Source organism: Nocardioides antri, from assembly GCF_008373765.1.
GTDB classification, from domain to species: Bacteria; Actinomycetota; Actinomycetes; order Propionibacteriales; family Nocardioidaceae; genus Nocardioides; species Nocardioides antri.
In genome coordinates, this window is the sequence record NZ_VUJW01000010.1 from 106,464 (window position 1) to 133,180 (window position 26,717).

At 71.4% G+C, this 26,717-nt stretch carries 30 protein-coding genes; 15 read left to right on the forward strand and 15 right to left on the reverse strand.

Features of this window, described 5'->3' with window-relative positions; genetic code table 11:
* Positions 1-20: 20 nt before the first annotated feature.
* The 3 genes from F0U47_RS16165 to F0U47_RS16175 are packed head-to-tail and all read right to left on the reverse strand — an operon-like array spanning position 21 to position 1,525.
* The gene (locus tag F0U47_RS16165) at positions 21-446 is read right to left on the reverse strand and encodes a hypothetical protein (RefSeq protein ID WP_149751508.1); all 426 of its coding nucleotides are present in this window, start codon (positions 444-446) and stop codon (positions 21-23) included.
* 52 nt (positions 447-498) lie between these two features.
* Entirely contained in the window at positions 499-1,089 is a 591-nt protein-coding gene (locus F0U47_RS16170) for a hypothetical protein (RefSeq protein ID WP_149751509.1), read from the reverse strand.
* 46 nt (positions 1,090-1,135) lie between these two features.
* Positions 1,136-1,525 (reverse strand): DUF2237 family protein, encoded by a 390-nt coding sequence (locus F0U47_RS16175; protein ID WP_149751510.1) that lies wholly within the window; start codon positions 1,523-1,525, stop codon positions 1,136-1,138.
* Between the two features lie 81 nt (positions 1,526-1,606).
* Here F0U47_RS16175 and F0U47_RS16180 point away from each other — a divergent pair, with 81 nt between their 5' ends.
* Entirely contained in the window at positions 1,607-2,155 is a 549-nt protein-coding gene (locus tag F0U47_RS16180) for a hemerythrin domain-containing protein (RefSeq protein ID WP_149751511.1), read from the forward strand.
* A gap of 5 nt (positions 2,156-2,160) precedes the next feature.
* On the opposite strand, the gene F0U47_RS16185 is transcribed toward F0U47_RS16180, so the two are convergent.
* Entirely contained in the window at positions 2,161-2,529 is a 369-nt protein-coding gene (locus F0U47_RS16185; RefSeq protein ID WP_223162807.1) for a DUF427 domain-containing protein, read from the reverse strand.
* Positions 2,530-2,620: 91 nt separating this feature from the next.
* On the reverse strand, positions 2,621-3,913 hold the full coding sequence (locus F0U47_RS16190; protein WP_149751512.1) for an MFS transporter: 1,293 nt from the start codon (positions 3,911-3,913) through the stop codon (positions 2,621-2,623).
* Positions 3,914-3,976: 63 nt separating this feature from the next.
* Between F0U47_RS16190 and F0U47_RS16195 the strand changes: the two genes are divergently transcribed.
* Positions 3,977-4,489 (forward strand): gluconokinase, encoded by a 513-nt coding sequence (locus F0U47_RS16195; RefSeq protein WP_246159663.1) that lies wholly within the window; start codon positions 3,977-3,979, stop codon positions 4,487-4,489.
* Between the two features lie 3 nt (positions 4,490-4,492).
* On the opposite strand, the gene F0U47_RS16200 is transcribed toward F0U47_RS16195, so the two are convergent.
* Positions 4,493-5,773, reverse strand: coding sequence for a cytochrome P450 (locus F0U47_RS16200; RefSeq protein ID WP_149751513.1), 1,281 nt, complete (start codon positions 5,771-5,773; stop codon positions 4,493-4,495).
* Positions 5,774-5,909: 136 nt separating this feature from the next.
* Here F0U47_RS16200 and F0U47_RS16205 point away from each other — a divergent pair, with 136 nt between their 5' ends.
* The gene (locus F0U47_RS16205) at positions 5,910-6,677 is read left to right on the forward strand and encodes a class I SAM-dependent methyltransferase (RefSeq protein WP_149751514.1); all 768 of its coding nucleotides are present in this window, start codon (positions 5,910-5,912) and stop codon (positions 6,675-6,677) included.
* Between the two features lie 190 nt (positions 6,678-6,867).
* Here F0U47_RS16205 and F0U47_RS16210 read toward each other — a convergent pair whose 3' ends face one another.
* Positions 6,868-7,197: a WhiB family transcriptional regulator gene (locus F0U47_RS16210; protein WP_149751515.1), complete on the reverse strand. Its 330-nt coding sequence runs from the start codon at positions 7,195-7,197 to the stop codon at positions 6,868-6,870.
* Between the two features lie 141 nt (positions 7,198-7,338).
* Positions 7,339-7,497, reverse strand: a complete 159-nt coding sequence (locus tag F0U47_RS21315; RefSeq protein WP_188111390.1) for a hypothetical protein — start codon at positions 7,495-7,497, stop codon at positions 7,339-7,341.
* Between the two features lie 257 nt (positions 7,498-7,754).
* On the opposite strand from F0U47_RS21315, the gene F0U47_RS16215 reads away from it, so the two are divergent.
* Entirely contained in the window at positions 7,755-8,417 is a 663-nt protein-coding gene (locus F0U47_RS16215) for a hypothetical protein (protein WP_149751516.1), read from the forward strand.
* A gap of 1 nt (position 8,418) precedes the next feature.
* Here F0U47_RS16215 and F0U47_RS16220 read toward each other — a convergent pair whose 3' ends face one another.
* Complete coding sequence (locus F0U47_RS16220; RefSeq protein WP_149751724.1) at positions 8,419-8,994, reverse strand: mismatch-specific DNA-glycosylase; 576 nt, start codon at positions 8,992-8,994, stop codon at positions 8,419-8,421.
* 67 nt (positions 8,995-9,061) lie between these two features.
* Between F0U47_RS16220 and F0U47_RS16225 the strand changes: the two genes are divergently transcribed.
* Complete coding sequence (locus F0U47_RS16225; RefSeq protein ID WP_149751517.1) at positions 9,062-9,532, forward strand: hypothetical protein; 471 nt, start codon at positions 9,062-9,064, stop codon at positions 9,530-9,532.
* Here the strand turns inward: F0U47_RS16225 and F0U47_RS16230 are convergent.
* On the reverse strand, positions 9,529-10,809 hold the full coding sequence (locus F0U47_RS16230) for a phosphodiester glycosidase family protein (protein ID WP_149751518.1): 1,281 nt from the start codon (positions 10,807-10,809) through the stop codon (positions 9,529-9,531). The genes F0U47_RS16225 and F0U47_RS16230 overlap by 4 nt on opposite strands.
* A 49-nt stretch (positions 10,810-10,858) precedes the next feature.
* Between F0U47_RS16230 and F0U47_RS16235 the strand changes: the two genes are divergently transcribed.
* Positions 10,859-12,010, forward strand: coding sequence for a site-specific DNA-methyltransferase (locus F0U47_RS16235; protein WP_149751519.1), 1,152 nt, complete (start codon positions 10,859-10,861; stop codon positions 12,008-12,010).
* Here F0U47_RS16235 and F0U47_RS16240 read toward each other — a convergent pair.
* Complete coding sequence (locus tag F0U47_RS16240; RefSeq protein ID WP_246159664.1) at positions 12,007-13,443, reverse strand: WS/DGAT/MGAT family O-acyltransferase; 1,437 nt, start codon at positions 13,441-13,443, stop codon at positions 12,007-12,009. The genes F0U47_RS16235 and F0U47_RS16240 overlap by 4 nt on opposite strands.
* Before the next feature lie 111 nt (positions 13,444-13,554).
* Here F0U47_RS16240 and F0U47_RS22060 point away from each other — a divergent pair, with 111 nt between their 5' ends.
* The 4 genes from F0U47_RS22060 to F0U47_RS16260 all read left to right on the forward strand — a co-directional run bounded on the left by F0U47_RS22060 (position 13,555) and on the right by F0U47_RS16260 (position 17,216).
* The gene (locus F0U47_RS22060; RefSeq protein ID WP_149751520.1) at positions 13,555-15,030 is read left to right on the forward strand and encodes an FG-GAP-like repeat-containing protein; all 1,476 of its coding nucleotides are present in this window, start codon (positions 13,555-13,557) and stop codon (positions 15,028-15,030) included.
* A gap of 153 nt (positions 15,031-15,183) precedes the next feature.
* The gene (locus tag F0U47_RS16250) at positions 15,184-15,525 is read left to right on the forward strand and encodes a hypothetical protein (RefSeq protein ID WP_149751521.1); all 342 of its coding nucleotides are present in this window, start codon (positions 15,184-15,186) and stop codon (positions 15,523-15,525) included.
* Positions 15,526-15,529: 4 nt separating this feature from the next.
* Positions 15,530-16,714: a DNA polymerase IV gene (locus F0U47_RS16255; protein ID WP_246159665.1), complete on the forward strand. Its 1,185-nt coding sequence runs from the start codon at positions 15,530-15,532 to the stop codon at positions 16,712-16,714.
* Between the two features lie 175 nt (positions 16,715-16,889).
* Positions 16,890-17,216 carry a GIY-YIG nuclease family protein gene (locus F0U47_RS16260; protein ID WP_246159666.1) on the forward strand — a complete coding sequence of 109 codons (327 nt, stop codon included), beginning with the start codon at positions 16,890-16,892 and terminating at the stop codon, positions 17,214-17,216.
* Positions 17,217-17,310: 94 nt separating this feature from the next.
* On the opposite strand, the gene F0U47_RS16265 is transcribed toward F0U47_RS16260, so the two are convergent.
* The gene (locus tag F0U47_RS16265) at positions 17,311-18,441 is read right to left on the reverse strand and encodes a glutamate--cysteine ligase (protein WP_149751522.1); all 1,131 of its coding nucleotides are present in this window, start codon (positions 18,439-18,441) and stop codon (positions 17,311-17,313) included.
* 76 nt (positions 18,442-18,517) lie between these two features.
* Here F0U47_RS16265 and F0U47_RS16270 point away from each other — a divergent pair, with 76 nt between their 5' ends.
* The 4 genes from F0U47_RS16270 (at position 18,518) to F0U47_RS16285 (ending at position 22,387) form a co-directional block, all read left to right on the forward strand.
* Positions 18,518-19,615 carry an FUSC family protein gene (locus F0U47_RS16270; RefSeq protein ID WP_149751523.1) on the forward strand — a complete coding sequence of 366 codons (1,098 nt, stop codon included), beginning with the start codon at positions 18,518-18,520 and terminating at the stop codon, positions 19,613-19,615.
* 100 nt (positions 19,616-19,715) lie between these two features.
* Positions 19,716-20,789 (forward strand): ferredoxin reductase, encoded by a 1,074-nt coding sequence (locus tag F0U47_RS16275; RefSeq protein WP_149751524.1) that lies wholly within the window; start codon positions 19,716-19,718, stop codon positions 20,787-20,789.
* A gap of 15 nt (positions 20,790-20,804) precedes the next feature.
* Complete coding sequence (locus tag F0U47_RS16280) at positions 20,805-22,022, forward strand: fatty acid desaturase family protein (RefSeq protein WP_149751525.1); 1,218 nt, start codon at positions 20,805-20,807, stop codon at positions 22,020-22,022.
* The gene (locus tag F0U47_RS16285; RefSeq protein ID WP_149751526.1) at positions 22,022-22,387 is read left to right on the forward strand and encodes a hypothetical protein; all 366 of its coding nucleotides are present in this window, start codon (positions 22,022-22,024) and stop codon (positions 22,385-22,387) included. The genes F0U47_RS16280 and F0U47_RS16285 overlap by 1 nt, the downstream gene beginning before the upstream one ends.
* On the opposite strand, the gene F0U47_RS16290 is transcribed toward F0U47_RS16285, so the two are convergent.
* Positions 22,374-22,889 carry a ribonuclease FAU-1 family protein gene (locus F0U47_RS16290; RefSeq protein WP_149751527.1) on the reverse strand — a complete coding sequence of 172 codons (516 nt, stop codon included), beginning with the start codon at positions 22,887-22,889 and terminating at the stop codon, positions 22,374-22,376. The genes F0U47_RS16285 and F0U47_RS16290 overlap by 14 nt on opposite strands.
* A 38-nt stretch (positions 22,890-22,927) precedes the next feature.
* Between F0U47_RS16290 and F0U47_RS16295 the strand changes: the two genes are divergently transcribed.
* Positions 22,928-24,280 carry a threonine/serine exporter family protein gene (locus F0U47_RS16295; RefSeq protein ID WP_149751528.1) on the forward strand — a complete coding sequence of 451 codons (1,353 nt, stop codon included), beginning with the start codon at positions 22,928-22,930 and terminating at the stop codon, positions 24,278-24,280.
* 4 nt (positions 24,281-24,284) lie between these two features.
* On the opposite strand, the gene F0U47_RS16300 is transcribed toward F0U47_RS16295, so the two are convergent.
* Complete coding sequence (locus tag F0U47_RS16300) at positions 24,285-25,118, reverse strand: SDR family NAD(P)-dependent oxidoreductase (protein WP_149751529.1); 834 nt, start codon at positions 25,116-25,118, stop codon at positions 24,285-24,287.
* Entirely contained in the window at positions 25,115-26,686 is a 1,572-nt protein-coding gene (locus F0U47_RS16305) for a flavin-containing monooxygenase (protein WP_149751530.1), read from the reverse strand. Before F0U47_RS16305 ends, F0U47_RS16300 begins: the two co-directional genes overlap by 4 nt.
* Positions 26,687-26,717: the final 31 nt, after the last annotated feature.

Here is a 26,717-nt window from a genome sequence, read left to right on the forward strand (position 1 = left end):
TCGCCACAGTGACCCATCGGTCACCCTGGCGATGACGACCTCGTGGTCAGGCGGCTCTTGAGCCAGAGCACCGGGAAGACCATCATCACCAGGCCGAGGCCGAGCAGCACGAGCGGCAGCGAGAGGGACCGGCTGTAGAGCTCGTCGCCGCGCTTCGTGGCGGTGACCGTCTCGCCGACCTCCTGGCTGCCGGAGCCCTGGATGGGGCCGGTCTTCTCGACGCCGTCCTCGGTCCAGCGGGCGAGGCAGTGCTGGGACGCGGTCTTGTAACCGACGTCGATGTCGCAGCTGATGACCTCGGCCTCGACCCGCTCACCGAGCTGGCGCTGGGCGAGCAGCCAGATGCCGCCGCCCACGAGCACGAACGGCAGGATCATGATCGCGGTCACCAGGACGGTGACGACGACCCGCATCGTCATCGACTCCTGCGGAGGCGCGTCGGTCATGGACCGATGGTGGACCCGGAGGGCTCCCGCGCGCCATCGTCCGGCGGCTGAATCAGCCGCAGTTGTCGCAGATCCCGGTGGCCGGGAGTGCCATGAAGCAGGTCGGGCACACCTTGGTGACGGGCTCGGGCTTGCGTGCGGTAGCCGGCTTCGGGGCGGCGGTGCGGACCCGCTTCGGCTTCGGCGCGGCGACGGGGGCGACCGGGACCGGCGGCGGGGGAGGCGGCTCCCAGCCCGGCGGCTCGGGAGCCTCGATGCCGAGGCCGGCCAGGACCTCGCGGGCGGCGTCGGTCGGCCGGTGCTTCGGCGTGGTCACGATGTCGTGGGGCGACGCGCCACCCTCGAGGAACGTCTGGGCGTCGGGGCGCATCGCCGGCGGGATCCGCCGGTGCCGCCACCGCTGCAGCCGCCCGCGCTGGTTGATCGTCACCAGGTCAGGCCGCTTCCAGCCGACCAGGGTCCAGTCGTTCTCGCGGCTGACGGCCCACACGGCGAGGGCGGTGTCGCCGGCCTCGCCCGCCGCACGCAGCGCGATCCGCTCCGGGTTGAGGAAGCGGCCCTCCACCTGCAGGGTGCCGGGCAGAGGCTGCTTCACGTCGTACCCCTCGCTGCGGAGGGTTTCGATCACGTCGGAGAGATCCATGACGACTGGGACGTTATCGCTGCGCGGCAAACCCGGGAGCGGCGGGTCAGGTCAGCGTGCCCGGATCGTCGGGTACGTCGACCGAGTGCTCCCGCAGCGCCTCGATCGGGATCACCTCGAGCGCCCGCTCGTTGGTCGCGGCGAGCACGACGGGCGCGGGCACGCCGTCGGCGTACGCCTGCAGCCAGCGCAGCGCGACCACGCACCACCGGTCGCCGGGCTTGAGGCCCGGGAAGCTCCACTCCGGGCGCGGCGTCGACAGGTCGTTGCCGACCGCCTGCTGGTGGGCGAGGAACTCGTCGGTCATCACCGCGCAGACAGCGTGCCGGCCCTGGTCCTCCGGGCCGCAGGAGCAGCTCCCGTCGCGGTAGAAGCCGGTCATCGGGTCGGTCCCGCACGGCTCGAGCTCGCCGCCGAGGACGTTGCGTTCGGGCATGGCCCGAGCCTCCCACGTCCGGGACCCCCTCTGCTCCCGGCCGGGGGATGCGGCCTGCGACGGCGGGGTACTGCCGGCCCCATGAACAGCGCCATCGACCTCGGACGCCCGGTTGCGGGCGACGTCATCGACCTCATCCTCGACGACCACCGCCTCTTCGAGCGGCTCCTGGCCCAGCTGCGCGACACCACGCAGGACCGCGACGCCGTGCGGGTGGCGTTCGCCGACGTGCTCATCGCGCACGGCGAGGCCGAGGAGGAGCTGGTCTACCCTGCGCTCCGGCGCGCCTCGGGGCAGGTCGACAAGGAGGACGTCGAGCACGGTCACGAGGAGCACGCCGAGGGCAACCAGGCGCTGCTCGCGCTGCTCGAGCTCAAGGGCACGAAGACGCAGGCGTTCGACGACGCGGTGGAGAAGCTCAGCAACCTGATCGCCCACCACATCGCCGAGGAGGAGCTCACCATCCTCAGCCCGGCCCGCGAGGAGGTCAACGAGCGGCTCCGCCGCGAGCTCGGCGCGAAGTGGGCAGCCCGGCGCAACGAGCTGATCGACCGGGGCTGCGGCGCGATCACCAACGTACGGCGCATCGTCGCGCAGGCCGAGCGCGAAGGCGTCCTGTCCGACGCCTGACCGCGTCAGTGCTCGGTGATCTGCACCTTGTCGGGGTAGAACGCGAGCCGGCCGGCGATGTCGGGCACGGCGTCGTGCGGGGCCTCGTAGGACCACACCGCGTCGCTGAGCCGGCCCTCGTCGGTGACGATGTCGAAGTACGACGCCTGGCCCTTGTAGGGGCAGTAGGTGTGCGACTCGGTCGGCTCGAGGGCCGTCATGTCGGTGTCCTCGCGGGGGAGGTACAGGACGGCCGGATAGCTGGCCTCCTGCAGCGTGACCGCGCGGGTGGTGTCGACGATCGTCCGGCCGTTCGCGGTGACGGTCACCCGTCGCGGGCTCGGCGTGACGGTGATCGGGTGGCTCGGGCCGGGTTTGAGGATGGGGCGCTCCATGCCTCCGAACCTAGCGCGGGGTTTCGAGGCTCGGCGCTGGCGCGCCTCGCACCTCAACCGCCGGGGGCTCGGCGCTGGCGCGCCTCGCACCTCAACCGCCGGGGACCACCATGGTCGAGCCGCCCTCGACGACGTCGCGGCCGAGCAGGCGTCGTACCCGGGTGCGGTAGCGCCAGATCTGCACCGCGCCGAGCGCCCACAGGACGTACTGCACGCTCATCGCCGCCCGGAACGCACCGTCGGTGTAGTCCGTCGACGAGCCCGGGGTCGCGAGGTCGAGCACGGCGCCGACCGCGGACACCGCGAGGACCGCGGCGGCGAACCCGCCGACGTTGATGATCCCGGTCGCGCTGGCCATCCGGTCGACGGGGTTGGACGTGCGGCCGACGTCGAAGCCGATCATCGACGCCGGTCCGCCGCAGCCGCACGCCACGACCAGCACGACCAGCAGCCACAGCGGCGCCTCGCCCGGCCACGCCAGCACGGCGGTCCAGGCCGCCACCATCGCCGCGATCGTCGCCAGTGCCACCGTCGAGCGGTGCCACGGGTGGTTCCCGACCAGCCAGCCGAGCACCGGCCCCGAGGCGACGACGGCGACGATGATGAGGCTCAGCAGGGCGCCGGCCACGGTCTCGGACACGCCCTCGCTCAGCACCAGGAACGGGAAGCCCCACAGCATCACCAGCAGGTGCGCGCTGAACGGCGTCGCGAAGTGCACCCAGAAGCCGAGCCGGGTGCCGGGCTGTGCCCACGACGCCCGCAGGCTCGCCAGCAGCGTCAGCCGCGACATCGGGTGCCCGCGCACGTGCCGCGCGCCGGGCGCGTCGCTGACGAGCAGCAGGAGTGCGACCAGGAGCACCGGCCCGGCGGCCGCGGAGATGAGGTACGCCGTGGTCCAGCCGAGCTCCGACAGCGCCCACGTCATCGGGACCGCCGCCGCGATCGAGCCGATCTGGCCGGTGCTGCCGGTGAGCTGGGTGACCAGCGGGATCTGCCGCGACCCGAACCAGCTGCTCACCAGCCGCAGCACGCAGATGAAGGTCATCGCGTCGCCGAGGCCGACGAGGACCCGCGCCGCCAGGGCCTCGGGGTACGACGTCGCCAGCGCGAACCCGGCCTGGGCGAGGCTGATCGTCACCACGCCCGCCGTCAGCACCGTGCGCGGTCCGAAGCGGTCGACCAGCAGGCCGACCGGGATCTGCATGCCGGCGTACACGAAGAGCTGGAGCATCGTGAAGGAGCCGAGCTGGCTCGCCGACAGGTCGAACCGATCGGTGGCCGCCAGGCCGGCCACCGCGAGGCTGGTGCGGTGGAAGACGGCCATCACGTAGATGGCGAGCCCCACGCCCCACACCAGCCAGGCGCGCCGCGGCGTGTCCGTCATCCCCGTCCTCCTTCCGGCAAGAGCACATCATGGGGGTGGCGACCCGACGACAGCGGAGGCACCATGACACACACCGCACCCCTGCTCGTCGTGATGGGGGTGTCCGGCTCGGGCAAGTCCACGGTCGGGGCGGCCCTGGCGCAGCGTCTCGGCGTGCCCTTCGTCGATGCGGACGACCTCCACCCGCCGGCCAACATCGCCAAGATGACGGCCGGCGAGCCGCTCGACGACGACGACCGGGGCCCCTGGTTGGACACGATCGGCGCCTGGCTCTGCCGCCACGACGCGGAGGGCGGCGTCGTCAGCTGCTCCGCGCTCAAGGTCGCCTACCGCGACCGGCTGCGGACCCACGCTCCGCGGGTGAGGTTCCTCCACCTCAGCGGCTCCCGCCAGGTCATCGCAGGCCGCCAGGCCGGTCGCCCGGGGCACTTCATGCCTGCGTCCTTGCTGGACTCGCAGTTCGCCGTCCTGGAGCCCCTCGGTCCCGAGGAGGACGGCGTGGTGATCGATGTCGGTCTGACCGTCGACGCCATCGTCCAGCAGTACGTCGACGGCACCCTCGAGCCGCCGTCCTGAGGGTCAGCGCACGCCCACCGGCAGCGAAGCCGGGCCGCGCACCGTCGTCGACGGTCGCATGGTCGGCTCGCCGACGACCCGCAGCTGAGGGACTCGCTCGGCCAGCGCACGCAGCGCGACGGTGGCCTCGAGGCGGGCGAGGGGCGCGCCGATGCAGTAGTGCGCGCCGCCGGAGAACGCGAGGTGCGCCGGGGTCGCCGCGTCGGCGTACCTGTCGATCCGGAACTCCGCCGGCGCCTCGAACACCCCCGGGTCGCGGTTGGCGCCGCCGATCAGCGCGACCACCCAGGTGCTCCTCGGGATCGGGTGCCCGCCGAGCGTCGTGTCCTCGAACGCCGCCCGGATCGTGCGTTGGACCGGTGGGTCGTAGCGCAGCGTCTCCTCGACCGCGAGCGCCGCGAGGCCCGGGTCGTCGACCAGCCGCTCCCACGCGCCGGGCGTGCGGTGCAGCGCGAGCACCGCGTTGCTGATCAGGTTCACCGTGGTCTCGAACCCGGCGACCAGCAGGAGCTGGCACATCGCCAGCAGCTCCCGCGGGGTCAGCTGCCCCTCCTTCTCGGCCGCCACCAGCGAGCTCACCAGGTCGTCGCGCGGGTCCGTGCGGCGCAGCTCGAACAGCCGCTCCAGGATCCGCTCCACCCGGAACGACGCGGTCGCGCCGCGCCGCGCGTGGTTGAGGCTGGTGATCCCGTCGAGGATCGACGCCAGCGTCTGGCCGTACTTCTCGAACGCCGCCACGTCCGCGTCCGGCAGGCCCAGCAGGTCGCTGATCACGCCGATCGGCAGCGGCGCGGCGTACGCGTGGACCAGGTCGAAGGAGCCCCGTCCCTCCACCGCGTCCAGCAGGTCCTGCACCCGCTTCTCGATGGCGACCTCGTACGACGCCAGCTGTTTCGGGCTGAAGCCGTGGGCCGCGAGCCGCCGGAGCCGGGTGTGGTCGGGTGGGTTGAGCCCGAGGATCGAGCGGTCGATGCTGTTGCCCTGGTAGACCGCGCCGTGCACGACGTCGGTGTGGGGGTCGCGGACGCCGAAGTCGCGGCGGCGCACCAGGTCGTGGCAGAGCTCGTAGTCGGCCGTCGCCGCGAAGCCGGGCATTCCCGGCACGACCCGGCCGAGCGCCCGCACGTGCTCGTGGATCGGGTACGGGTCGCGGCGGCCCTCGTCGGTGTCGAACCCCACCAGTGGTGAGCCCGACCGCTGCGCCTGCCACTCCCACGCCCGCGAGCGGAAGATGCCGACGACGAAGGCCGCGGCTTCCTTCGGGCTCTGGGGTCCCTGCCTCATGAAAGGACGGTACGGCGCCCGACAGCTCGCCGCATCCGACCGCGGTCGCAACCTCGCCCCGGACAGCACCAGTTGACCAGTCCTTCTGGCCTGAACGTGCCATGGTCCGGCGTGGTGGCTGGTGCGACCATCAGGCATGCAGCTCTTCGACGTCGCCGCCGACGCGTACGTCCGGTTCATGGGGCGCTTCTCCGGGCCGCTGGCCGAGCCGTTCGCCGAGGTCGGGCTCGTCGACGTGAAGCCCGACGCGAAGGTGCTCGACGTCGGCTGCGGTCCCGGGATGCTCACCAGCGTGCTGGCGCGCCGGCAGGGCGAGGCGAACGTGATCGCCGTCGATCCCGTCGAGGCGTTCGTGGAGGCGACCGCGGCAGCGCACCCGGCGGCCGTCGTACGCCGTGCCTCGGCGGAGGCCCTGCCGTTTCCCGACGACACCTTCGGTGCCGCGCTCGCACAGCTCGTCGTGCACTTCATGAGCGATCCGGCTGCCGGGGTGGGGGAGATGGCGCGCGTGACCGCTGCCGGCGGGCGGGTCTCGGCGTGCGTGTGGGACCACGCAGGAGGAAGAGGGGCGCTGTCCGGCTTCTGGGGGGTCGTGCAGCGCTACGACCCGACGGCGGCGGGCGAGCGCGCGCTGCCCGGGTCGACCGCCGGCGACCTGACCCGGCTGTTCGAGGAGGTCGGGTTGCGCGAGGTCGAGGAGACGCTGGTGACGATCCACCTGGAGGTCCCGACGTTCGAGGAGTGGTGGCAGCCGTTCACCCTGGGTGTCGGCCCGGCCGGGGCGTACGTCGACAGCCTCAACCAGATCGAGCGCGCCGGCCTGATGGCCGCGATGCGCGAGGAGTACGGCGACGGGCCGATCGAGGTCCATGCCGGGGCCTGGACCGCGACCGGCCTCGCCTGACGGGGTCAGGGCGGCGCTTCGGTCTTCTTCACGCGTCATGGACTAGGCGGACGTCCTACGGTCGGGGCCGTGGAAGACCCCGACCGCAGGACGTTGGCGACGCCCGCGCCAGCCGGGATCACCTTCGGCCACGGCGCGGGCGATCATCCGGCCCGCGTGCGCCACCTCCTCTCCGTTCCCGGCTGGGTGGTCAGGCCGCGGAACCGACCTTGGGAGGCCGGCCCCGCCGGGGTACGGCGGACTGCGGCTTGCCGTTCTCCAGCAGCACGCCGCCCCAGACGCCGTACTCGTCCCGCCGCAGGCCGAGCTCGAGGCAGAGCTCGCGCACGGGGCAGTCGGCGCAGAACGCCTGTGCCGCGGCGAGACCCGCCTCGTCGGTCGGGTGGAACAGGTCGGGGTCCGGGTGGTCCGCGCAGGCCCACACGAGCTTCGGGTCGTGCGGGGTCGGTGCGGTGAAGGCGATGGTCACGCCCTTCGTCTCGAACCGGTCCTCGTGGGCCAGGATCTTCCGTGCAGTCATCGCCGTTCACCTCCTTGTCGTGGCTTGGGTCGTGGCTTGGGTCGTGGCTGGCGATGGGGGATCGAAAAATGCAGAAGGGCCGCTTCTGCGCGGTTCGCGCTGAAGCGGCCCGGTGTCCGGGTGCTCTGACAGTCAGTACACCTACACGGGCAGCTCCAGCGCCGAGGGCAGCTCCAGACCTTCGGTCCTGCGCGAACGCTTTCCGAGGTCGAAGCCACCGAGCTCCGGGCACTGGTGGGCAGCACCCAGCGCGCGGACCGCACTGCGGTTCGCGTCGAGGTGGATGCGGTAGGTGCCCACGTCACTGCTCCTGTTCGGCGTGCGTGCCTGGTGGCGCGCCCGGGTCCTTCCCGGACGGGTGAAGGGTAGATGCCCCGTTCCCGGCGGGCCTAACGGATTAACGACGGTCAGATCTCGCGGCGGGCGCCGGGCATGCCGGGTGTCCCCTTCCCGCCGCTCTGCGACTTGGTCAGTCCGGTCAGCCCCAGCCGTCCCAGGAAGACAAGACCATCCGGAAGAGCCATGCAGGGGCGGGCGTCCTGCCCTAGTTTTCGACCATGGCAGACCAGCCGGATCCTCCCGACCAGTGGCGCGTCTACGAGGGTGACGACACCCCCGACCCGGAGCCACCGCAGGCCGGCGAGGCGCCGAAGACGCCGGTCGTCGTACGTCGTCGGTCCGGCGCGGGCGCGCTGATCGGGGTGATCCTCGCGGTCGTGGTCCTCGGGGTGGTCGTGGCCACCGCCGTCGCGATCTTCGTCGCCGTCGGGGGCGGCATCGACGCCAAGGACCCCGAGGACGTCGCGAAGCTGACCGAGACGCTCGAGGACGAACGGGACAGCACCGAGGTCTACTGGGTGGGTCTCTACACCGACTACGTCATCGTCGACGTGCCCTACTCCCGCGACCCGGGCGACACCCGGGAGATCAGCTACCGCTGGTCGGGCGGCGGCCTGGACGAGTCGACCAAGGGCACGTCGACCGACCAGCGGTTCGACCTCGCCGACCTCGACCTCGACGTCATCGACGGCATGTGCGACCCGGTGCTCGACCTGGCCCAAGGCGCCACGGAGGACGACTGCTACATCTTCATCTCGAAGCCGACCGGGGACGACACCAGCTGGTTCCACACCTCGGCGAGCGACGAGTTCAACCGCTCCTTCTCCATCGAGTACGACGAGAACGGCGTCGAGGTCAGCAGGTACGTCCCGACACCCTGAGTCAGTCCACGACCCCCGCGGCACGGGCGACCTCGGCGTACGCCGTCGCCAGGCTCGTGACCGTCTCGTGCGCGTTGAGGCCGCTGGGGTTGGGCACGACCCACAGCTCGGCGCCGGCCAGGTCCTCGGGCTGGCGTCCCATGACCGCCTTGGGTCGGCCGAACGCGACCCGGTAGGCGGTGATCCCGGCGACGGCGACCACCTTCGGCCGGAGCCGTTCGACGAGCGCGATGAGGGTCGCGCCGCCCTCCCTCAGCTCGGCGGTGCCGAGCTCGGACGCCTTCGCGGTCGCCCGGGGGACCATGTTGGTGATGCCGATCCCGCGGTCCCGCAGCAGGTCCCGCTCCGCCTCGGTCATCCCGGAGGCGGGGTCGATGGGCTCGGTGATCACCCCGCCCAGGTGGAGCGCCGGGTAGAAGCGGTTGCCCGGGTGGGCGAAGTGCGTCTGCGTCGCCGCCGTCCAGAGGCCGGGGTTGATGCCGACGAACAGCAGCCGCAGGTCGTGGTCGGGCCGGGTCGGCAGCAGGTCGGGCACGACGGCGTCGCGGAACGAGTCCAGCTCCGCCCGGGAGAACATACGGCGCACGGGGTCAGTGTGCCGGGCCGGAGCGGAACCCGCCGCAGACGGGTACCGTCACACTCCTATGACCCGTGTGCTTCTCCTCCTGACCCTGTCGCTGGCGCTGACCGCGTGCGGCGACGAGGCGGGCGACAGCGCCGACGACGCGGCATCGGTGCCGCCGTCGGCGACGCCCTCGTCGGACGTGGGAGAGCCGGAGGTCATCACCATCCTCTCCGGATCCGCTGCCGGCGGGGAGGTGGCCGAGGAGGCCACGCCTCTCGAGGACGAGCAGGACATCACGCGCTACGTGGAGCAGTTCGAGTCCCCGTCGTTCGCCGCCGACCTCGCCGACGCGGTGCGGGTGGTGCCGCTGGCGGAGGGCCGGGTGGCCGGTGCCGCGGTGATCGCGATCGGCTGCGACGTCCCGTCGAAGGCGACGGTCACCGAGGAGGACGGCGCGTTCGTCGTCACCCCGGGCAAGATCGTCAAGCCGCACCAGGAGTGCTACGCGCCGGTCACGAGCGTCGCGGTGCTGGACCTGCCGGTCCGCTAGCCACCGGGCTTGTAGACGACCTCGAGCCCGTTGGGCACCGACCGCTGCACGCCATCGGAGGGGGAGTTGATCACCTTGAGCGATCCCTTGCGCATCGCGGCGAGCGTGGTCGAGCCGCCGCCGTCAAGGTTGAGCGCGTCCTCGGCGCCGAGCCGCAGCATCATCTTGCCCAGCTCGACCATCGTGTAGCCGCGGCTGAAGTCCTGCCGGCCGTCGACCACGAGGAAGATCAGCTCCTTGCTGTCACGGTCCACGCCGACCGCCGTACGCGGGTGCATCTCGCCGTCGTCGCTCACCAGCAGCTGACGCTTCTTGACCAGCAGCGCGTTGCCGGTGATGGCCATCGCGACGTCGCCATCGAGCCGGTGGCGGAGCCGGACCCGGGTGCCGACGGTGAGCGCCTGCAGCCGGTCCTCGGCCTGGTCGCCCCGTGCGATGAGGAGCTTGCCGTCGATGCCCGTGCGGCTCGGGAGCGCGGTGCTGTTGGCGACGACCCTGCCGTCGACGATCTTGACGCAGCGCACCTGCCGTCGCTGGCCGTCGGTCCACCCGTAGCCCGCGGCACGGCCGAACCGCCAGTCGTAGATGCCGGTGCCGCCGATCTTGACCCGCGGCGAGTTGTAGTTCGTCACCACGATCCGGGGCCGGTCCACGACCTCGGCGACCATGGGCAGCTCGCCCACATGCCACCGGCCCGCGGTGTTGACGGAGATCGCGTTGTTCCATCCCTCGTCGATGGCGTTCCAGAGGATGCCGCCGCGCTCGCGGCCGACGCCGAGCGGGGCGCCGGTGTCGTAGATGTCGAAGAAGTCGCCGTTGATGCCCGCGACCACCTTGGGCGTCGTCGAGATCATCTCGGTCACCGGCTGCCGGCTCCGGGTCCGCTTGCCGTGGGCGTAGTCGACCGAGATGCCCGGCGCCCGCCACTTCACCCGGGTCACGAAGTAGCGCACCGGGCCGCGCCGGGTCCGTGAGTCCCAGCCGGTGATGGTCACGCCCGGCGCCGGCTCGTAGCTGAAGCGCTTGGTGCGCGACAGCACGACCCGCTGCCCGGGCTCGAGCGGCGCTGCGATCTCGCCGGGCACCTGGTCGGAGGTCTGCCACGTCCGCGGGTCGTCGGGGTCGGGCGCCGGCCCCGTGCGCGGCCCGGTCGGCGCGGTGGCGTGCTCGGCCGCCGGCGGCTCGGAGTGGTCCGCGGGATCGTCGTCGACGAAGACCAGCGCACCCGCCGCCGCCAGGAGGGAGAGCACCAGGAGTTCGGGAAGTCGGCGACGCATGGGCTCCACGCTAAGAAATTACCGGGCGCAGTCCGGGATGATGGGGCGCGTGTCGGGTCCGTGGAACAGCTTTGCCGAGGGCGACAACCTCGCCGTGCTCGCCGACCTGCCCCCAGCGTCGTACGACCTGATCTACCTCGACCCGCCCTACAACACCGGCAACGACTTCGCCTACCGCGACCGTTTCGCCTCCCACGCGGAGTGGGTCGCGATGATGCGCCCCCGGCTCGAGGCGGGGCGACGGGTGCTGGCCGACACCGGCGCGATCTTCGTCAGCATCGACGACAACGAGGTGGCGCACCTCCGGCTGCTCCTCGACGAGGTGTACGGCGAGCAGAACCTCCTCGCGCAGGTCGTCGTCAACCTCAACCCGAAGGGGCGCCAGCTGGGGCGGGGCTTCGCGACGTCGCACGAGTACCTGCTGGCCTACGCGAAGGACGCCCGACGGTGCGTGCTCGACGCGTCCAGCCCGGACCTGGTCGTGGAGGCGGACTTCCCGCTCGTCGCCGAGGACGGGCGGCGCTACCGACGGCTGCCCTTGCGCAACACCAACAAGAAGTTCAACCCGCTGACCGCGCCGACCCTCCACTTCGCGATCTGGGGCGACCCCGACACCGGCGAGGTGCGGACGACGCCGTTCGAGGGGGCCGTCGAGGTCAAGCCAGTCTTCGGCGACGGCTCACCGGCCGTCTGGCGCTGGTCGCGGCCGCGGATCGACGAGCGTCCCGGCGACCTCGTGTGCCGCCGCGTCCGAGGAGCGGTGGGGGAGCGGGTCGACGTGTTCCAGCGCGACTGGCTCCACCCCGTGGCCGGCGTACGCCGCAAGAAGCTGCGCACCATCTGGCTCTCCGAGGAGATCGGCTCGACCGACACCGCGGTCGCCGAGCTCAAGGACGTCCTCGGCCACGTCTTCGAGTCGCCGAAGCCGACCGGCCTCGTGCGGCGGATCCTCGACACGATGCCCGCGGACGCGCGCGTGCTCGACTACTTCGCCGGCAGCGGCACGACCGGGCACGCGGTCGCGCTGGCCAACGCGGCGGACGACGGGCGGCGTACCTGCCTGTCGGTCAACCACTCCGAGCCGGTGCGGCCGGGCTCCAACGCGGACCTCGCCGGCTACCGCACGGTCGCCGACATCACCCGTGCCCGGCTCCGGGCCGTCGCGGAGCGGGTGGGTGGGGGATACGCGGAGCGGGCCTAGATCCCGGCGGCCTTCTCGAGCGCCGCGATCTCGTCGTCGAGGAAGGTGAGCAGCCGCTGCAGGTGCGGCACCGTCCGGCGGCAGCCGGTCAGGCCGAAGCCCATGTCGCCGTCGTAGGACGTGCAGGTGATGTTGAGCGCCATGCCGTTGATCGGGATCGAGAGCGGGTAGTTGCCGACCAGCTTCGCGCCGTTCCAGTAGTGCGTCGTGCGCGGGCCGGGGACGTTGCTGATGATCAGGTTGTACGGCGACCGGATGATGCCCTGCAGCTTCAGTGCCGGACCGAGCAGTGCCGGTGCCTGGCCGATCGCGCTCATCGCCAGGATCTGCACGGGCGTGAGCGACTTGAGGGCGTCCTTGCCGTCCTTCATCGACTTCTGGACCGCCCGGAGCCGGTCGGCGGGATCGGCCTGGTCGGTGCCGAGCCGGGCCATGACCGCGCCCACCGCGTTGCCGCCCTCGGCCGACGGGAGGTGGGACTCCTTGGCCTTGAGCCCGATGGGGACCATCGCGACCAGCGGCGCGTCCGGGAGCGCGTCGTGCTCGATGAGGTAGGTGCGGATCGCACCTCCGCACATCGCCAGCACCACGTCGTTGATCGTCGAGCCGGTCGCCTTGCCGATGGCGCGCATCCGCTCGATCGGCCAGTCCTGGGCAGCGAACCGCCGGGCGCTGGTGATGTTGCGGTTGAACATCGTCCGCGGGGCGTGGAGCGACATCGTCGACGTCTCGTTGCGGACGCCCTTGCTGAGCGTCTTGATCAGGGCGCCCGGCATGCCGGCGGCCTCGGCGGTGACGCCGAGGGCGGTGCGGAGCGCGTCGGCGGGGAGTCCGGCGAGCCCGCGTGCGGCCTCGACGATCGGCGCCTCCGGCTCGGGCTTCTGGCTGGAGCGGAGCGCGCGCTTCGCCCACGGCGCGGCCATGTCACGCTCGTCGGGGTTGGTGGACAGCGTGCTCTGCATCAGCCGCATCGCCGAGATGCCGTCGACGAGGCCGTGGTGGATCTTGGTGTACATCGCGACCCGCCCGTCGGCGAGTCCCTCGATCAGGTGGGCCTCCCACAGCGGGCGCTCCCAGTCCAGTCGGGTGCTGTGCAGGCGCGAGCACAGCTCCAGGAGCTCGCGGACGCGGCCCGGGCTCGGCAGCGCGTTGTGGCGGACGTGGTGCTCGATGTCGAACTGCTGGTCCTCCCGCCAGAACAGCTGCCCGGCGGTCTTGACCGAGCGGTAGGGGTGCTTGAGGAAGAGCGGCATGACCTCGTCCCCGCCCGAGGTCGCGAGCTCGAAGAGCTCACGCACGAAGTCGGGACCGGCGTCCTCCGGCTTCTCGAACAGCTGGAGCCCACCGACGTGCATCGGCTGGTTCTTGCTCTCGGCGAGCAGGAAGGCCGCCGAGGGAGGGTCGATCGGCCGAGGCTTGGGGAGTGTGACCACAGGAGCACCTTTCGTTCCTGCGGATCCTCCCGTGCCGTGCCGGTCGCCACAAGTGGGCTGTCCTCGGCGTTGGCTGTTTGTCCGAGCGCCGCGCGTGGGACGATGCGCCTCATGACGATCGGTGACGGAGGCTCGGGAGCTCCGCCAGGTTGGTACCCCGACGGACCTGGCTGGGAACGACGCTGGGACGGCGCCGCGTGGACGGCGGACCGGCGGCCGGTGCCGCCCCCCTCCCCCCAGCGGCCCGGGCCGCCGCCGGGACCTCCGGGGGACAGTGCCGCTCCGCCGACCGCGTTCCGTCCGGTCGCGCCCAACGCGGGGCCGGGGCCGGTCGCTCCCAGCGGGCCGCCGCCGGGCGCGCCCTTCGGCGCGCCGGGCCCGTCGCCGTACTCCACTCCGCCGCCGGCGCGGAAGAAGAGCCTGCTGTGGCTCTGGATCGCGCTCGCGGTCGTGCTCGTGGTGGTGATCGCGAGCGTCGCGACGCTGCTCGTGGTGCAGCCGTGGTCCGACGACGACGGCGGCGAGAAGGAGGCGGGCGGCGGCGAGGAGACGACCGAGCCGACCGACGGACCGACCGACGCGGCGGTCCGCGGAGACCTCGACGGCGACGGCCGCGGCGACGTCCTCGGTCGCTACTACGACGACACAGAGAACCGGCTCACGCTGACCAACGCCGACGGCACGTTCGAGCTCGCCCAGGAGCCGACCCAGCAGGAGGAGAACCTCATCGTCGGTGACTTCGACGGCGACGGCGCCAGCGACATCGGGTCCTGGTTCGACGCCAGCGGGACGCTGCAGTTCGAGGTGGAGGACACCGAGCTGTCGCTGACGCAGGAGTTCGACCTGTGGTTCAAGGTCGCGGCGATCAAGGCCGCGTTCGGCGACTTCGACGGCGACGGCCTCGTGGACATCGCGGCCTACGGGCAGCAGCACCGCAGCCAGGTCGCGGTGTGGGTGCTCCACAACAACGGCGAGGGGTTCGACGAGCCGGAGAAGTGGGCGGCGCTGCCGAACGCGACCTACGGTTCCACCGAGCTGATCGTCGGCGACTTCAACGGCGACGCTTCCGACGACGTGATGGCCGTCGTCCCCAACGAGCCGGTGGTGCGTGGCGACTTCGACTCCTACTACTGGTACGGCGACTTCGGCGTCACGCCGCTCATCGCCGGGCCGGGATCGTTCGCCCGCGGCGGGATCGCCGCGATCGAGACCGACCTCTACGACCAGGAGTACGCCGTCGGCGACTTCGACGGCGACGGCAAGGAGACGCTGGTCGCCGACAACTACTTCGAGGACTCCTTCGTCTTCTACGAGTACGACGGCACGACCCTCCGCCCGACCGGCAGCGAGCTGTCCTACGCGGTCGCCGGTGACGGCGTGATGGACGGAGTGGTCGCCGTCGACCTCGACGGCAACCAGCTCGACGACCTGGTGTTCACCAGCGTCGACATCGACGACTACACGTTCCTCGGCGCGTGGGCGGCGCTCGCCGACCCGGAGGGCGGGCTCGACACCCCGACGGAGTGGGCGCAGATCCCACCGTGCTCGGGTGACTACTGCGAGGTCGACTACTTCGAGGCGCAGTAGTCCGGCTGGTCGCGGCCAGGAACCGTCCACAGCCGCACGGTCGGCGCCGGCCGTCCACAGCGGGACGGCCGGTGCGGCGCCGTCGTCGGCCATCGCTCCTAACGTCCGTCGCGACGCCGGAAACCGCCGGTGCGTGACTCTCGGGAGCAACCCATGCCGATCTTCGTCCGTGTCCTCGCCGCCGTCCTCCCGGTGGCCCTGCTCGCCGCCGGTGGCGCCGCCACCGCGGCCGACCCCGCTGCCGTCGTGACCGACCCCTACGTCCCGCCGCCGGACACGATCGTCCTCGTCGAGGGCGATGCGGCCAACGGCTTCGGCATCCATCGCTACGACGGATCGTGGGAGTACCCACCCACCGACTCCGAGACGATCGCGGAGTGCAACGAGTACGACCGCCGGGTGCGCCGCATCCGGTGCCGGGTCAGCACCCGCACGTGGTACCGCGCGCTCGCCGGCTTCAAGGAGACGACGCGCTACTACCGCTCGCTGCAGTAGGCCGGTGCTGGTCGAGCTTGTCGAGACCCGGCACGATCGGCCCATGGGCTGGGTGCTGCACGTCGACCTCGACCAGTTCATCGCGGCCGTCGAGGTGCTGCGGCGCCCGGAGCTGGCGGGCCTGCCGGTCGTCGTGGGCGGCCGGGGTGACCCGACCGAGCGCGGCGTCGTCGCGACGGCCTCCTACGAGGCCCGCCGGTTCGGCGTCGGCTCCGGGATGCCGCTGCGGCTCGCCGAGCGCAAGCTGCGCAAGTCGAGCACCGAGGCCGTGTTCCTGCCCGTGGACGCCGCCGCCTACGACGCGGCGTCCGCGGAGGTGATGGACACCCTGCGCAGCCTGGAGTGGGGAGGAGCTCCGGTCCTGGTCGAGGTGCTGGGCTGGGACGAGGCCTTCGTCGGGCCGGCGCCGGGGCACGGCGACCTCGACGACCCGGTGGTGTTCGCGGAGCTGATCCGCGCGACGCTGCTCGACCGCACCCAGTTGGCGAGCGCGGTCGGGATCGGCGACAACAAGCTCCAGGCCAAGCTCGCCACCGGCTTCGCGAAGCAGCGAGTCGAGGGTGCGCTCGCACGCGAGGCGGGCGCCGGGATCGGCGAGACGGCCGGACCGGGCGGCCAGGAGCGCGGACGCGGGACCTACGTCATCACCGACGCCAGCTGGTACGCCGAGATGGGCGAGCGCCCGACCAGCGCGCTGTGGGGGATCGGCAAGAAGACCGCCGACAAGCTGGCAGCCCTCGGGATCGCCACGGTGGAGGACCTCGCCCGTGCCGACCCGGCCCTGCTGGCCGAGCGGCTCGGCCCGACCACCGGGCCGTGGCTGCGCCGTCTCGGTCGCGGGGTCGCGTCGAGCGAGGTCGACGCGACGCCGTACGTCGCCCGCGGCCACGGCCGCGAGGAGACCTTCCAGGAGGACCTCACCGACTGGGCCGACGTCGAGCGGGAGACCGCCCGCATCGCCCGCCGGGTGGTGGAGGACATCGAGAAGGAAGGACGCCACGCGGTCCGGGTCGAGCTCAAGCTGCGCTACCGGCCCTTCTTCACGCTCACCCGCAGCCACAAGCTCCCGGCGCCCACCAGCGACCCCGACCTGCTCGCCGCCGAGGCCGTCGCCCTCCTCGACCGGGTCGAGAAGGACCGCCCGGTCCGTCTGCTCGGCGTCCGCCTCGAGATGGCCGACCCCGACTGACGATCGACCAGCGCCTTTGGTGTTCGAGCGTTGCTGGTCGAGCTTGTCGAGGCCCAACTCGTGCCTTGCTGGTCGAGCTTGTCGAGACCCAACTCGTGTGTTGTTGGTCGAGCTTGTCGAGACCCAACTCGTGCGGCGATCCACAGGTCCGAGCGCGCGGGTTTCAGAGCATGGCGTGCGTGACGAGATTCAACGAATGATCGGCTATTGCTACATGCTGCGGTGCGCGGACGGATCCTTCTACGTCGGCAGCACCATTGACCTCGAAGCCCGCGTTCATCGACACCAGATTGGCGAGGGTGCGGCCTACACGAGCCGGCGCAGGCCTGTCGAGCTCGTGTGGTTCGAGAAGTTCGACAGGATCTCGGACGCGTTCGCCCGGGAGAAGCAGATCCAGAACTGGGGGCGGGCCAAGCGCATCGCGCTCATCGAACAGAGGTACGCCGACCTGCCCGCCCCTTCTCAGAACTACGTTGACCGGTTCGGTACCGAATCTAGCTAGTGCGGGGTCTCGACAAGCTCGACCAGCAAGCGGGTCTCGACAAGCTCGACCAGCAAGCGGGTCTCGACAAGCTCGACCAGCAAGGGGCGAGTCGTCAGCGGAGGTCGGCCCGCAGCTCCTGGACGACGGAGTCGACGACGGCGACCAGGTCGCCGTCGGTGCGGCCGGAGACTGCGCGCTGACGCTGGTACGACGCCCCCCGCCGCGGGATGTCGAGCACGGACGCGAGCTCGGCGGAGCAGCCCAGCCGTTCCGCGACCGGCTCGAGCGCGACCACGAGGTCGGCGAGGTCCTCGGTGACGAGCCGCTCGTTGGAGTGGGCGTCGAGGATCACGATGGCGTCGACGCCGTACCTCGCGGCCCGCCACTTGTTCTCCTGGACGTGCCAGGGCGGCATGGTCGGCAGCTTCTCGCCGGCGGCGCACCGCTCGTCGAGCCAGACCACGAGGCAGTGCATGAGGGCGACGAGGGCCGCCATCTCGGCGAAGGTCGAGACGCCGTCGCAGACCCGGTTCTCAAGGGTGCCGTGGCCGATCGCGGGACGAACGTCCCAGCGGATCTCGGTCAGCTCCTCGATCACGCCGGTCTTGAGCTGGTCGCCGACGAACGCCTCGAACTCCTCCCACCGCTCGAACTGGAACGGCAGACCGGCCGTCGGCAGCTGTTGGAACATCAGCGCGCGGTTGGAGGCGTAGCCCGTGTCGACGCCCGCCCAGATCGGCGACGAAGCGGACAGGGCCTGGAGGTGGGGGTACCAGTTGAGGAGCGCGGAGAGGACCGGCATCACCCGCTCCTTCGCGGGCATCCCGACGTGCACGTGGACGCCCCAGATGAGCATCTGCCGGCCCCACCACTGGGTGCGGTTGATGAGCTCCTCGTAGCGGTGGCCCTCGGTCAGCTGCTGCCCGGTCCAGGAGGCGAACGGGTGGGTGCCGGCGCCGTACAGGTCGAGGTCGAGCTCGTCGCAGGCGGGCACGACGTACTCCAGCGCGCGGCGCAGGTCGCCCATCGCCTCGGGCACGTTGTGGCAGATGCCGGTCACGACCTCGACCGTGTTGCGGAGCAGCTCCTTGTGCAACCGGCCCGGGTCGGGCATCCGCGCCTTGGCGCGGGCGAACAGGTGGGCCGCGTCGTTGCGCAGGTCACGGGTACGACGGTCGACGAGGGCGAACTCCCACTCCACGCCGAGCGTCGGCTCCGGAGATCCGTGGAAGTCGATCCGCACCTACCCAGCGTTCCATGGCAGTGGTCGAGGTGCGAGCGCAGCGGGCTTCGAAACCAAGGCGTGGGACGATCGGCGCGTGGAGGTGCCGCTCGACCGGATGTGGGAGCGCAGCCGGCTGTCGGTGCGGGGCCGGGTGCAGCGGTGGCGCGGCAAGCTGTTCGCGATCGTCCAGTGCGCGATCGCCGCCGGCGTCGCCTGGTGGGTCGCTGCCGACCTGCTCGACCATGACACCCCCTTCTTCGCGCCCATCGCGGCGGTGGTGTCGCTGGGGACGTCGTACGGCCAGCGCCACCGGCGCGTCGTCGAGGTCGCCCTCGGGGTGGCGATCGGGGTGTTCGTCGCCGACGTGCTGGTGATCTGGATCGGCTCGGGGGCGTGGCAGCTCGCGCTCATCGTCGGCCTCGCGATGTCGACGGCTCTGCTGCTCGACGCGGGCACCCTGTTCGTCACCCAGGCCGCGGTGCAGTCCATCGTCGTCGCGACGCTCGTGCCCGACCCGGACGCGGCGCTCACCCGGTGGACCGACGCCCTCATCGGCGGCGCGGTCGCGCTCGTCGCGGCCACCGTGGTGCCGGCGGCTCCGCTGCGGAAGCCGCGCGAGCAGGCCGCGGAGGTGGCCCGCAAGATCGCCGAGCTGCTACGTGCCGCGAGCCACGTGATGGTCGACGGGAAGGCCGACCCGGCTCTCGACCTGCTGGCCGACGCCCGTGCCACCGACCGCATGGTCCGCGAGCTCCAGGCGGCCGCGAACGAGGGCATGTCGGTCGTCCGGTCCTCGCCGTTCCGGCGCCGCCACCGCGCGGGAGTACGCCGGATGGTGGAGCTCGTCGACCCGCTCGACCGCGCTCTCCGCAGCACCCGGGTGCTCGTCCGGCAGGCGGCGGTCGCGGCGTACCGGCACCGGCCGGTCCCGTCGTCGTACGCCGACCTGACGGCCGACCTCGCCCTGGCCGTCGAGGCCGTCGCCGACGAGCTCGCTGCCGAGCGGCTGCCGGAGGCTGCGCGCCCGCAGGTGCTCGCCGTGGGCCAGGCCACCAGCCTGGTCGAGCGGAGCGAGTCGCTCGCCGGCGACGCGATCCTGGCCCAGCTGCGCTCGATCGTGGTCGACCTGCTGCTCGTCACCGGGATGGGCCAGCTCGAGTCGACCGACGCGCTGCCGCCGCCACGACGCTGATCTGACGCTGATTTGGCGCTGACCCGACCGCGCGCATTACCCAGCCCGGAGTTTGATATCCGGGTTGACCTCTTCGGTGCACAGTTGTTCTCTGGAACGCATGGCGAGCACGATCCCCTGGGAACGGGTGCGGCGGTCAGCCTCGAAGCTGACCACGCCCCTGCACCCCGACGACTACCTGCGACTGGTGAACCCGCTCTGGAGCGCGCGTGAGCTGCGCGGCCGGGTCGAGGAGGTGATCCCGGAGACCGAGGATGCCGCGACGCTGGTGATCAAACCCGGCTGGGGCTGGCGCTACAACCACAAGCCGGGCCAGTACGTCGGCATCGGCATCCAGGTCAACGGCAAGTTCCAGTGGCGGTCCTACTCCGTCAGCTCGCCGCCCGAGCGGGGGCGGGGCACGATCACGATCACGGTGCGCGCCATGCCGGAGGGGAAGCTCTCCAGCCACCTGGTCAAGGGCCTCGAGCCGGGCACTATCGTCCGGCTCGCACTGCCGGAGGGCGACTTCGTCCTCCCCGACCCGCCACCCCAGCGGATCCTCTTCCTCGTCGGCGGCAGCGGTGTCACGCCGGTGATGGCGATGCTGCGCACGCTCGATCGGCGCGGAACGATGCCGGACGTCGTCATGCACTACTCCTCGCCCACCGAGGACCGGATGATCTTCCGCGACGAGCTCGACCGGCTCGAGCAGAAGCACGACGGGCTGACCCTCCACCGCCTGCACACCGACATCGACGGGATGCTCGACCTCGCCGACCTCGACCAGATCTGCCCCGACTGGCGGGAGCGGGAGACCTACGCCTGCGGGCCCGGTCCGATGCTCGACGCGATCACCGAGCACTTCGAGAGCAACGGCCTGGAGGAGCACCTGCACCTCGAGCGGTTCTCCCTCGAGCTCGGTGGCGAAGGCGGCGAGGGCGGCACGATCACGTTCCAGAACTCCGGCAAGACCATCGAGGCCGACGGCGCCACCACCGTGCTCGAGGCCGGCGAGGAGGCCGGGGTCGGGATGCCCTACGGCTGCCGGATGGGCATCTGCCACACCTGCACGCTGACCCTCATCTCGGGCAAGGTGCGCGACCTGCGCAACGGCAGCGAGTTCGACAGTCCCAACGAGCCCGTCCAGACCTGCGTCACCGCCGCTGTCGGTGACTGCACGCTCGACATCTGACAAGGAAGGAATCCCATGGCGATCTCCGACGTCAAGGAGTACACGCACCTCACCGAGGACGAGGTGGACCAGATCGGGCGCGAGCTCGACCAGATCCGCACCGAGATCGAGGAGTCGCGCGGCGCGTCCGACGCGGCGTACATCAACCGTCTCATCAAGATCCAGCGCGGCCTCGCCGCGGCCGGTCGGGTGACCCTGCTGGTGGGCACCCAGTTCAAGGAGACCCGGAAGCCGGCGTGGGTCCTGGGTGCCGGTCTCCTGGGGTTGCACAAGATCCTCGAGAACATGGAGATCGGCCACAACGTCATGCACGGCCAGTGGGACTGGATGAACGACCCGGAGATCCACTCGTCCAACTGGGAGTGGGACACCGCGCAGCCCGCCGAGCAGTGGAAGCACTCGCACAACTACATCCACCACCAGTTCACCAACGTCCTCGGCTACGACAACGACATCGGCTACGGCATCCTCCGGATGGCGCGCGAGCAGAAGTGGTCGCCGTACAACCTGGGGCAGCCGATCTACAACAGCCTGCTCGCCACGCTCTTCGAGTGGGGGGTCGCCCTCCACGACCTCGACATCGAGCGGATCCGCAAGGGCGAGAAGGACCCGAAGGAGATGAAGCGGCAGCTCAAGCAGATCTTCCGCAAGGGCCGCAACCAGATCCTCAAGGACTACGTCGTCTACCCCGCCCTCGCGGGCAAGCAGTGGAAGACCGTGCTGACGGCCAACGTCGCCGCGAACATCACGCGCAACCTGTGGTCCTACATGATCATCTTCTGCGGTCACTTCCCTGACGGGGCGGTGCACTTCACCGAGGAGGAGATCGAGGACGAGACGCGGGCGGAGTGGTACCTGCGCCAGATCCTCGGCTCGGCGAACTTCGAGGGCGGCCGGATGCTGCACATCCTCTCGGGCAGCCTCGGCTTCCAGATCGAGCACCACCTCTTCCCGGACCTGCCGAGCAACCGGTATCCCGAGATCGCCGAGAAGGTGCAGGCGCTGGCCGCCAAGTACGACATCCCCTACACGACCGGTCCGCTGTACCGGCAGTACGGTCAGGCGCTGCGCACCATCATGAAGCTCTCGCTGCCGAACTCCTGGACCTCGAGCGACCAGCCCGAGCCGCCGACGCCCTCCCACGACCGCAAGCGGCGCGGCGACGACGAGCGGCCCTCACGCAGGACCGAGCTCGGAGGGTGGTCCCGCTCGCACTCGGAGGCGCGGGGTTGATGGCGATGCAGACGCCGAACGGAATGGACGGCCCGTTCGCCTGGGACCCGTCGCCTGAGGGCGGGCTCGGCGAGCTGGTCGGGCGGCGGGTGACCCAGTGCGCGCTGAGCCGGATCTGCGGTGTGTGTGCGGAGTCGCTGGGCCGGCCCGTGGTCTTCGTCGGTACGCCGGAGGAGATCGGCCGCAACGCCTTCCATGCGCCGCCGCTCCACAGCGCCTGCGCCGACGCGCTGCTCCGCGACCCGGGCGCCGATCCCGACTGGCAGGTCGTCACGACTGCCGGCTTCGAGTTCGTCCGTCCGACCCGCGAGGACGTCGACCGGCGGCCGACGTTCCAGCCGAACTCGCTGCTCAGTACGCCGTAGCGAGCTTCGCCCGCCAGGCGTCCGCCGTGCCGTCGTACGGCGCCGCACCCTGTCGCACCGCGGCGAACACCGACGCGGCGGACTGCTCGGCCATCGCGACGACGTCCGGCGGGTAGCCGAAGACGACCCGGTGCTCGGCGAACTCGTCCTCGTCGTCGACGTACACGGTGCCGTCCTGCCGCTCGACCACGTCGAGGTCGAGGTCGACGGCCCGCAGGACCGCGCCGTCCCAGACCGCCGGCGTCGTCATGTCGACGTAGGTCCGGGCCTGCGCGTGCTCGTCGTTGAAGGCGGCCAGGTACGCGGCCCCGCGCGCCGGCACGAGCACCACGCCGCTGAACGCCGCGACGAACTCCATGCCGGGCCGGCGGTAGTGCGTGCCGGTCGGGCAGCCCAGCCACTCCCCATGCTCGTCGGAGCCCAGGTAGACGGCGTCGTACTCCCAGTGCGGCCGGTCGCCCCACTTCGTCATCACGACACGGATCGGCTGGCCGGGAGTCACCCCCCGGTGTCTACCAGAGCCATGCCAGCATGGCGCGCATGGTCGACGCCCGGGAGCTGACGCAGCGCCTCGACCTCTGCCTGCGCGTCGGCGAGATGCTGCTCGCGTCGGGTGCCGGCGCCGCCGACGTGACGGCGACGATGCGGGCCCTGGCGCACGGCCTCGGCGTCCGGCGGACCGAGGTCGACGTGACGTTCACGCAGCTGGCGATGAGCGCGCAGGCCGAGCCGGACGAGCCGGCGATCGTGCAGATCCGCTCGGTGACCCAGCGCGAGATCGACTACGACGACCTCACCAAGGTCGACCACCTGGTCCGCGACGTGCTGGCCGAGCGGGTCGGCCTGCGTGAGGCACGCGCCGAGATCGCCCGGATCGCCTCCTCCGGCCACGCGCGGCCGCGGTGGGCCGCGACGATCGGCTGGGGCCTGATGTGCGCGGGGATCGGCCTGCAGCTGGGCGGCTCACCCGCCGTGGTCGCGGTGGCGTTCGTGGCCGCGGTCTGCATCGACCGGCTCCAGCACGCGATGACGAAGCGGCGGCTGCCGGTCTTCTACCAGCAGGTCGCCGGAGGTGCGGTCGCGACGCTGCTGGCGGCCGTCGTCACCCGGGCCGCGGAGCCGGTGGTCACCATGGACGCCTCCCTCGTGGTCAGCGCGAACATCATCATGCTGCTCGCCGGCATCGGGTTCATGGGGGCGATCCAGGACGCGATGTCGGGGTTCTACGTCACCGGCAGCGCGCGGCTGCTCGAGGCCGTGCTGGCGACTGCCGGGATCATCGCGGGCGTCAGCGGTGGGTTGAGCCTCGCGACCGCCGTCGGGCTCGACCTGCCGCCGCTGGAGCCAGCGCGCGGCGACCTGGTCGGCGTCAGCGTCGCGGCGCTCGGGGCTGCTGTCGCGGCGGCGGCGTTCGCGTTCTCGTCGTACGCGCCGCTGCGGACGCTGGCGCCGGTGGGCCTGCTGGCCGGCGGCGCGCTCGGGATCACCGAGGCGGTGGCGCGCCAGGACTTCGGCCGGCCGTGGGCGGTCGGCATCGCGGCGTTCGCGGTCGGCCTGGTCAGCTACACCGTGGCCGGACGGCTGCGGGTGCCGCCGCTGGTCGTCGTGGTCTCCGCCGTGGTGCCGTTGCTGCCCGGTCTGTCGATCTACCGCGGGCTCTCGCTCCTCGGTGCCCACACCGATCCCGCCCCGGCCCAGGGCCTGCTGGCCATGGTGACGGCGGCCTCGGTGGCCACGGCGCTCGCGGCCGGCGTGATCCTGGGGGAGTACGTCGCCCAGCCGGTCAAGCGCGAAGCCCGCCGGGTCGAGACCCGGCTCGCCGGGCCGCGCCTGGTCGGCGTGACCCGGCACCGCCGGCGACGCGGGCGGGGCAGCGGGCAGTCCGAGGACTAGGGCCTCAGAGCGGCTTGGCGGGGAGGATCCGCTTCGAGCCGTACGCGACGACGTCCTGGTAGCGCGAGCCGGCCAGCTTGGCGAACGTGTGCAGCGCATGGGCGTCGAGGCCCACCAGGACCCGGGCGTGGTTGCGCTTGATGCCGCGGACGATGATCTCGGCCGCCCGCTCCGGGGTCATCCGTGCGAGCTTCTCGTCGAAGAGCTTGGCCGTCGCGGCCTTGTCCTCGTGCTCGGAGACCCGGGCGTTGCGGGCGATCGCCGTCTTGATGCCGCCGGGGTGGACGGCCGTCACGCCGACCTTGTGGCCGGAGATGAGCATCTCCTCGCGGATCGCCTCGGTCATGCCGCGGACGGCGTACTTCGATGCGTTGTACATGCTCTGCCCGGGCATCGAGACCAGGCCGAACAGCGAGGAGATGTTGACCAGGTGGCCGTCGCCGGACTCGATCAGGTGCGGGAGGAAGAACTTCGAGCCGTGCACGACGCCCCAGAAGTTGACGCCGATGATCCAGTCGATGTCCTTCATCTCGAGGTCGACGAAGTCGCCGGCCAGCGCGACGCCGGCGTTGTTGATCGCCACGTTGACCTGGCCGAAGTGCGCGGCGATCGCGGCGGCGTACGTCTCGAAGGCCGCGCGGTCGGCGACGTCGAGACGGTCGCTGCGGACCTCGGCGCCGGCCTTCTCGGCGAGGACGACGGTCTCCGCGAGCCCCTCGTCGTTCACGTCGGAGAGGGCGAGCCGGGCGCCGTTCTCGGCGAGGTTCAGGGCGAGCGCCCGGCCGATCCCCGAGCCGGCGCCGGTGATGACGACGACCTTGTCCTGCAGCGACTTCATGCGAGTGCCTCCTCGGCGACGGTGATCGGGGCCTGCGGGTAGGTGTCGTAGCGGTCGACGTCGAAGCGGGACAGGTGCCGGCGGAACGTGAACGTCTGCCCCGGCCAGAGTGTCGTGTTGTTGCCGAACTTGTCGAGGTACCAGCTCGCGCAGCCGCCGGTGGTCCACACCGTCGGCTTCATCCGCTCCCGGATGGTCGCGGTCCACTCCGCCTGCGCCTCCGCGGTCGGCTCGACCGCAGCGAGGCCCTCGCGTCGCAGCGTGCGCGCCGCGTCGACGATGTAGCGCACCTGCGACTCGATCATGAAGATCATCGACGAGTGGCCGAGAGCAGTGTTGGGCCCGACGATCTGGAACAGGTTCGGGAACCCGTGGAGGGTGGTGCCCTTGTAGGCGGCCATCCCGGCCTCGTCCCAGACCTCCGCCAGCGTCCGGCCGTCGCGCCCGGTGATGTGCTGCGCGATCGGCGGCTCGGTGACGTAGAAGCCGGTGGCGACGACGAGTACGTCGATCGGCCGCTCCGTGGTCCCTGAGCCTGTCGAAGGGTCGGCGCTCACCACGGCGTCGCCGGTGATCTTCGCGATCGGGTCGGTGACCAGGTCGACGTTGTCAGCCGCGAGGGCGGGGTACCACGCGTTGGAGATCAGGATCCGTTTGCAGCCGGCGCGGTAGTCGGGCGTGACCTTCGCGACCAGCTCGGGGTCCTTGATCGCCTTGCGGATGTTGGCCTTGCCCTGCCGCTCGACGACCTTGAGCAGCGCGGGGAAGCGGGCGAACGCCGGGACCCGCCCCTCGAGGGTCGTGTAGACACCGGCGCGGACAGCGCGCTGGAGGCCCGGCACGTGGCGGAACAAAGCCTTCTCGATGCCGGTGAACTCCCGCTCGTTGCGGGGGATGATCCAGTTCGGCGTGCGCTGGTAGACATCGAGGTGGCTGACGATCTTCTGCAGCTCGGGGACCAGCTGGACGGCCGAGGCGCCGGTGCCGATGACGGCGACCCGCTTGCCGGTGAGGTCGACGTCGAGGTTCCACCGAGCCGAGTGGAAGATCTCGCCCTGGAACGAGTCGATGCCGTCGATCTCCGGCAGTCGCGGCTCCGAGAGGCCGCCGGAGCCGGAGATGAGCGTGCGGGCGTCGTACTGCCTGGTCTCGTTGGTCGAGCCTGTCGAGACCGTGACCCGCCAGCGCTGCGCGGTCTCGTCCCAGGTCGCGTCGACGACAGCGGTGTCGAACACGAAGCGGTCGAGGACGCCGGACTCCTCGGCGACGCGCTTGGTGTAGTCCCAGATCTCCTGCTGGGGGGAGTAGACCTTCGACCAGTCCGGGTTGAGCGCGAAGGAGTAGCTGTAGAGCTGGCTCGGGACGTCGCACTCCGCGCCGGGGTAGGTGTTGACGTGCCAGGTGCCGCCGACGTCGCTGTCCTTCTCGATGACGACGAAGTCGCGCTCACCCGCCTCGTCGAGCTTGATCGCAGCGGCGAGGCCTGCGAAGCCGGCGCCGACGATCAGGTGGTCGACGGGCGTGGCTGTCGTCGTCGGGTGGGTCTTCCGGGTGGTCTTCTCGGCCATGCCCTGACCGTATTGGCGCTATTGAACATTC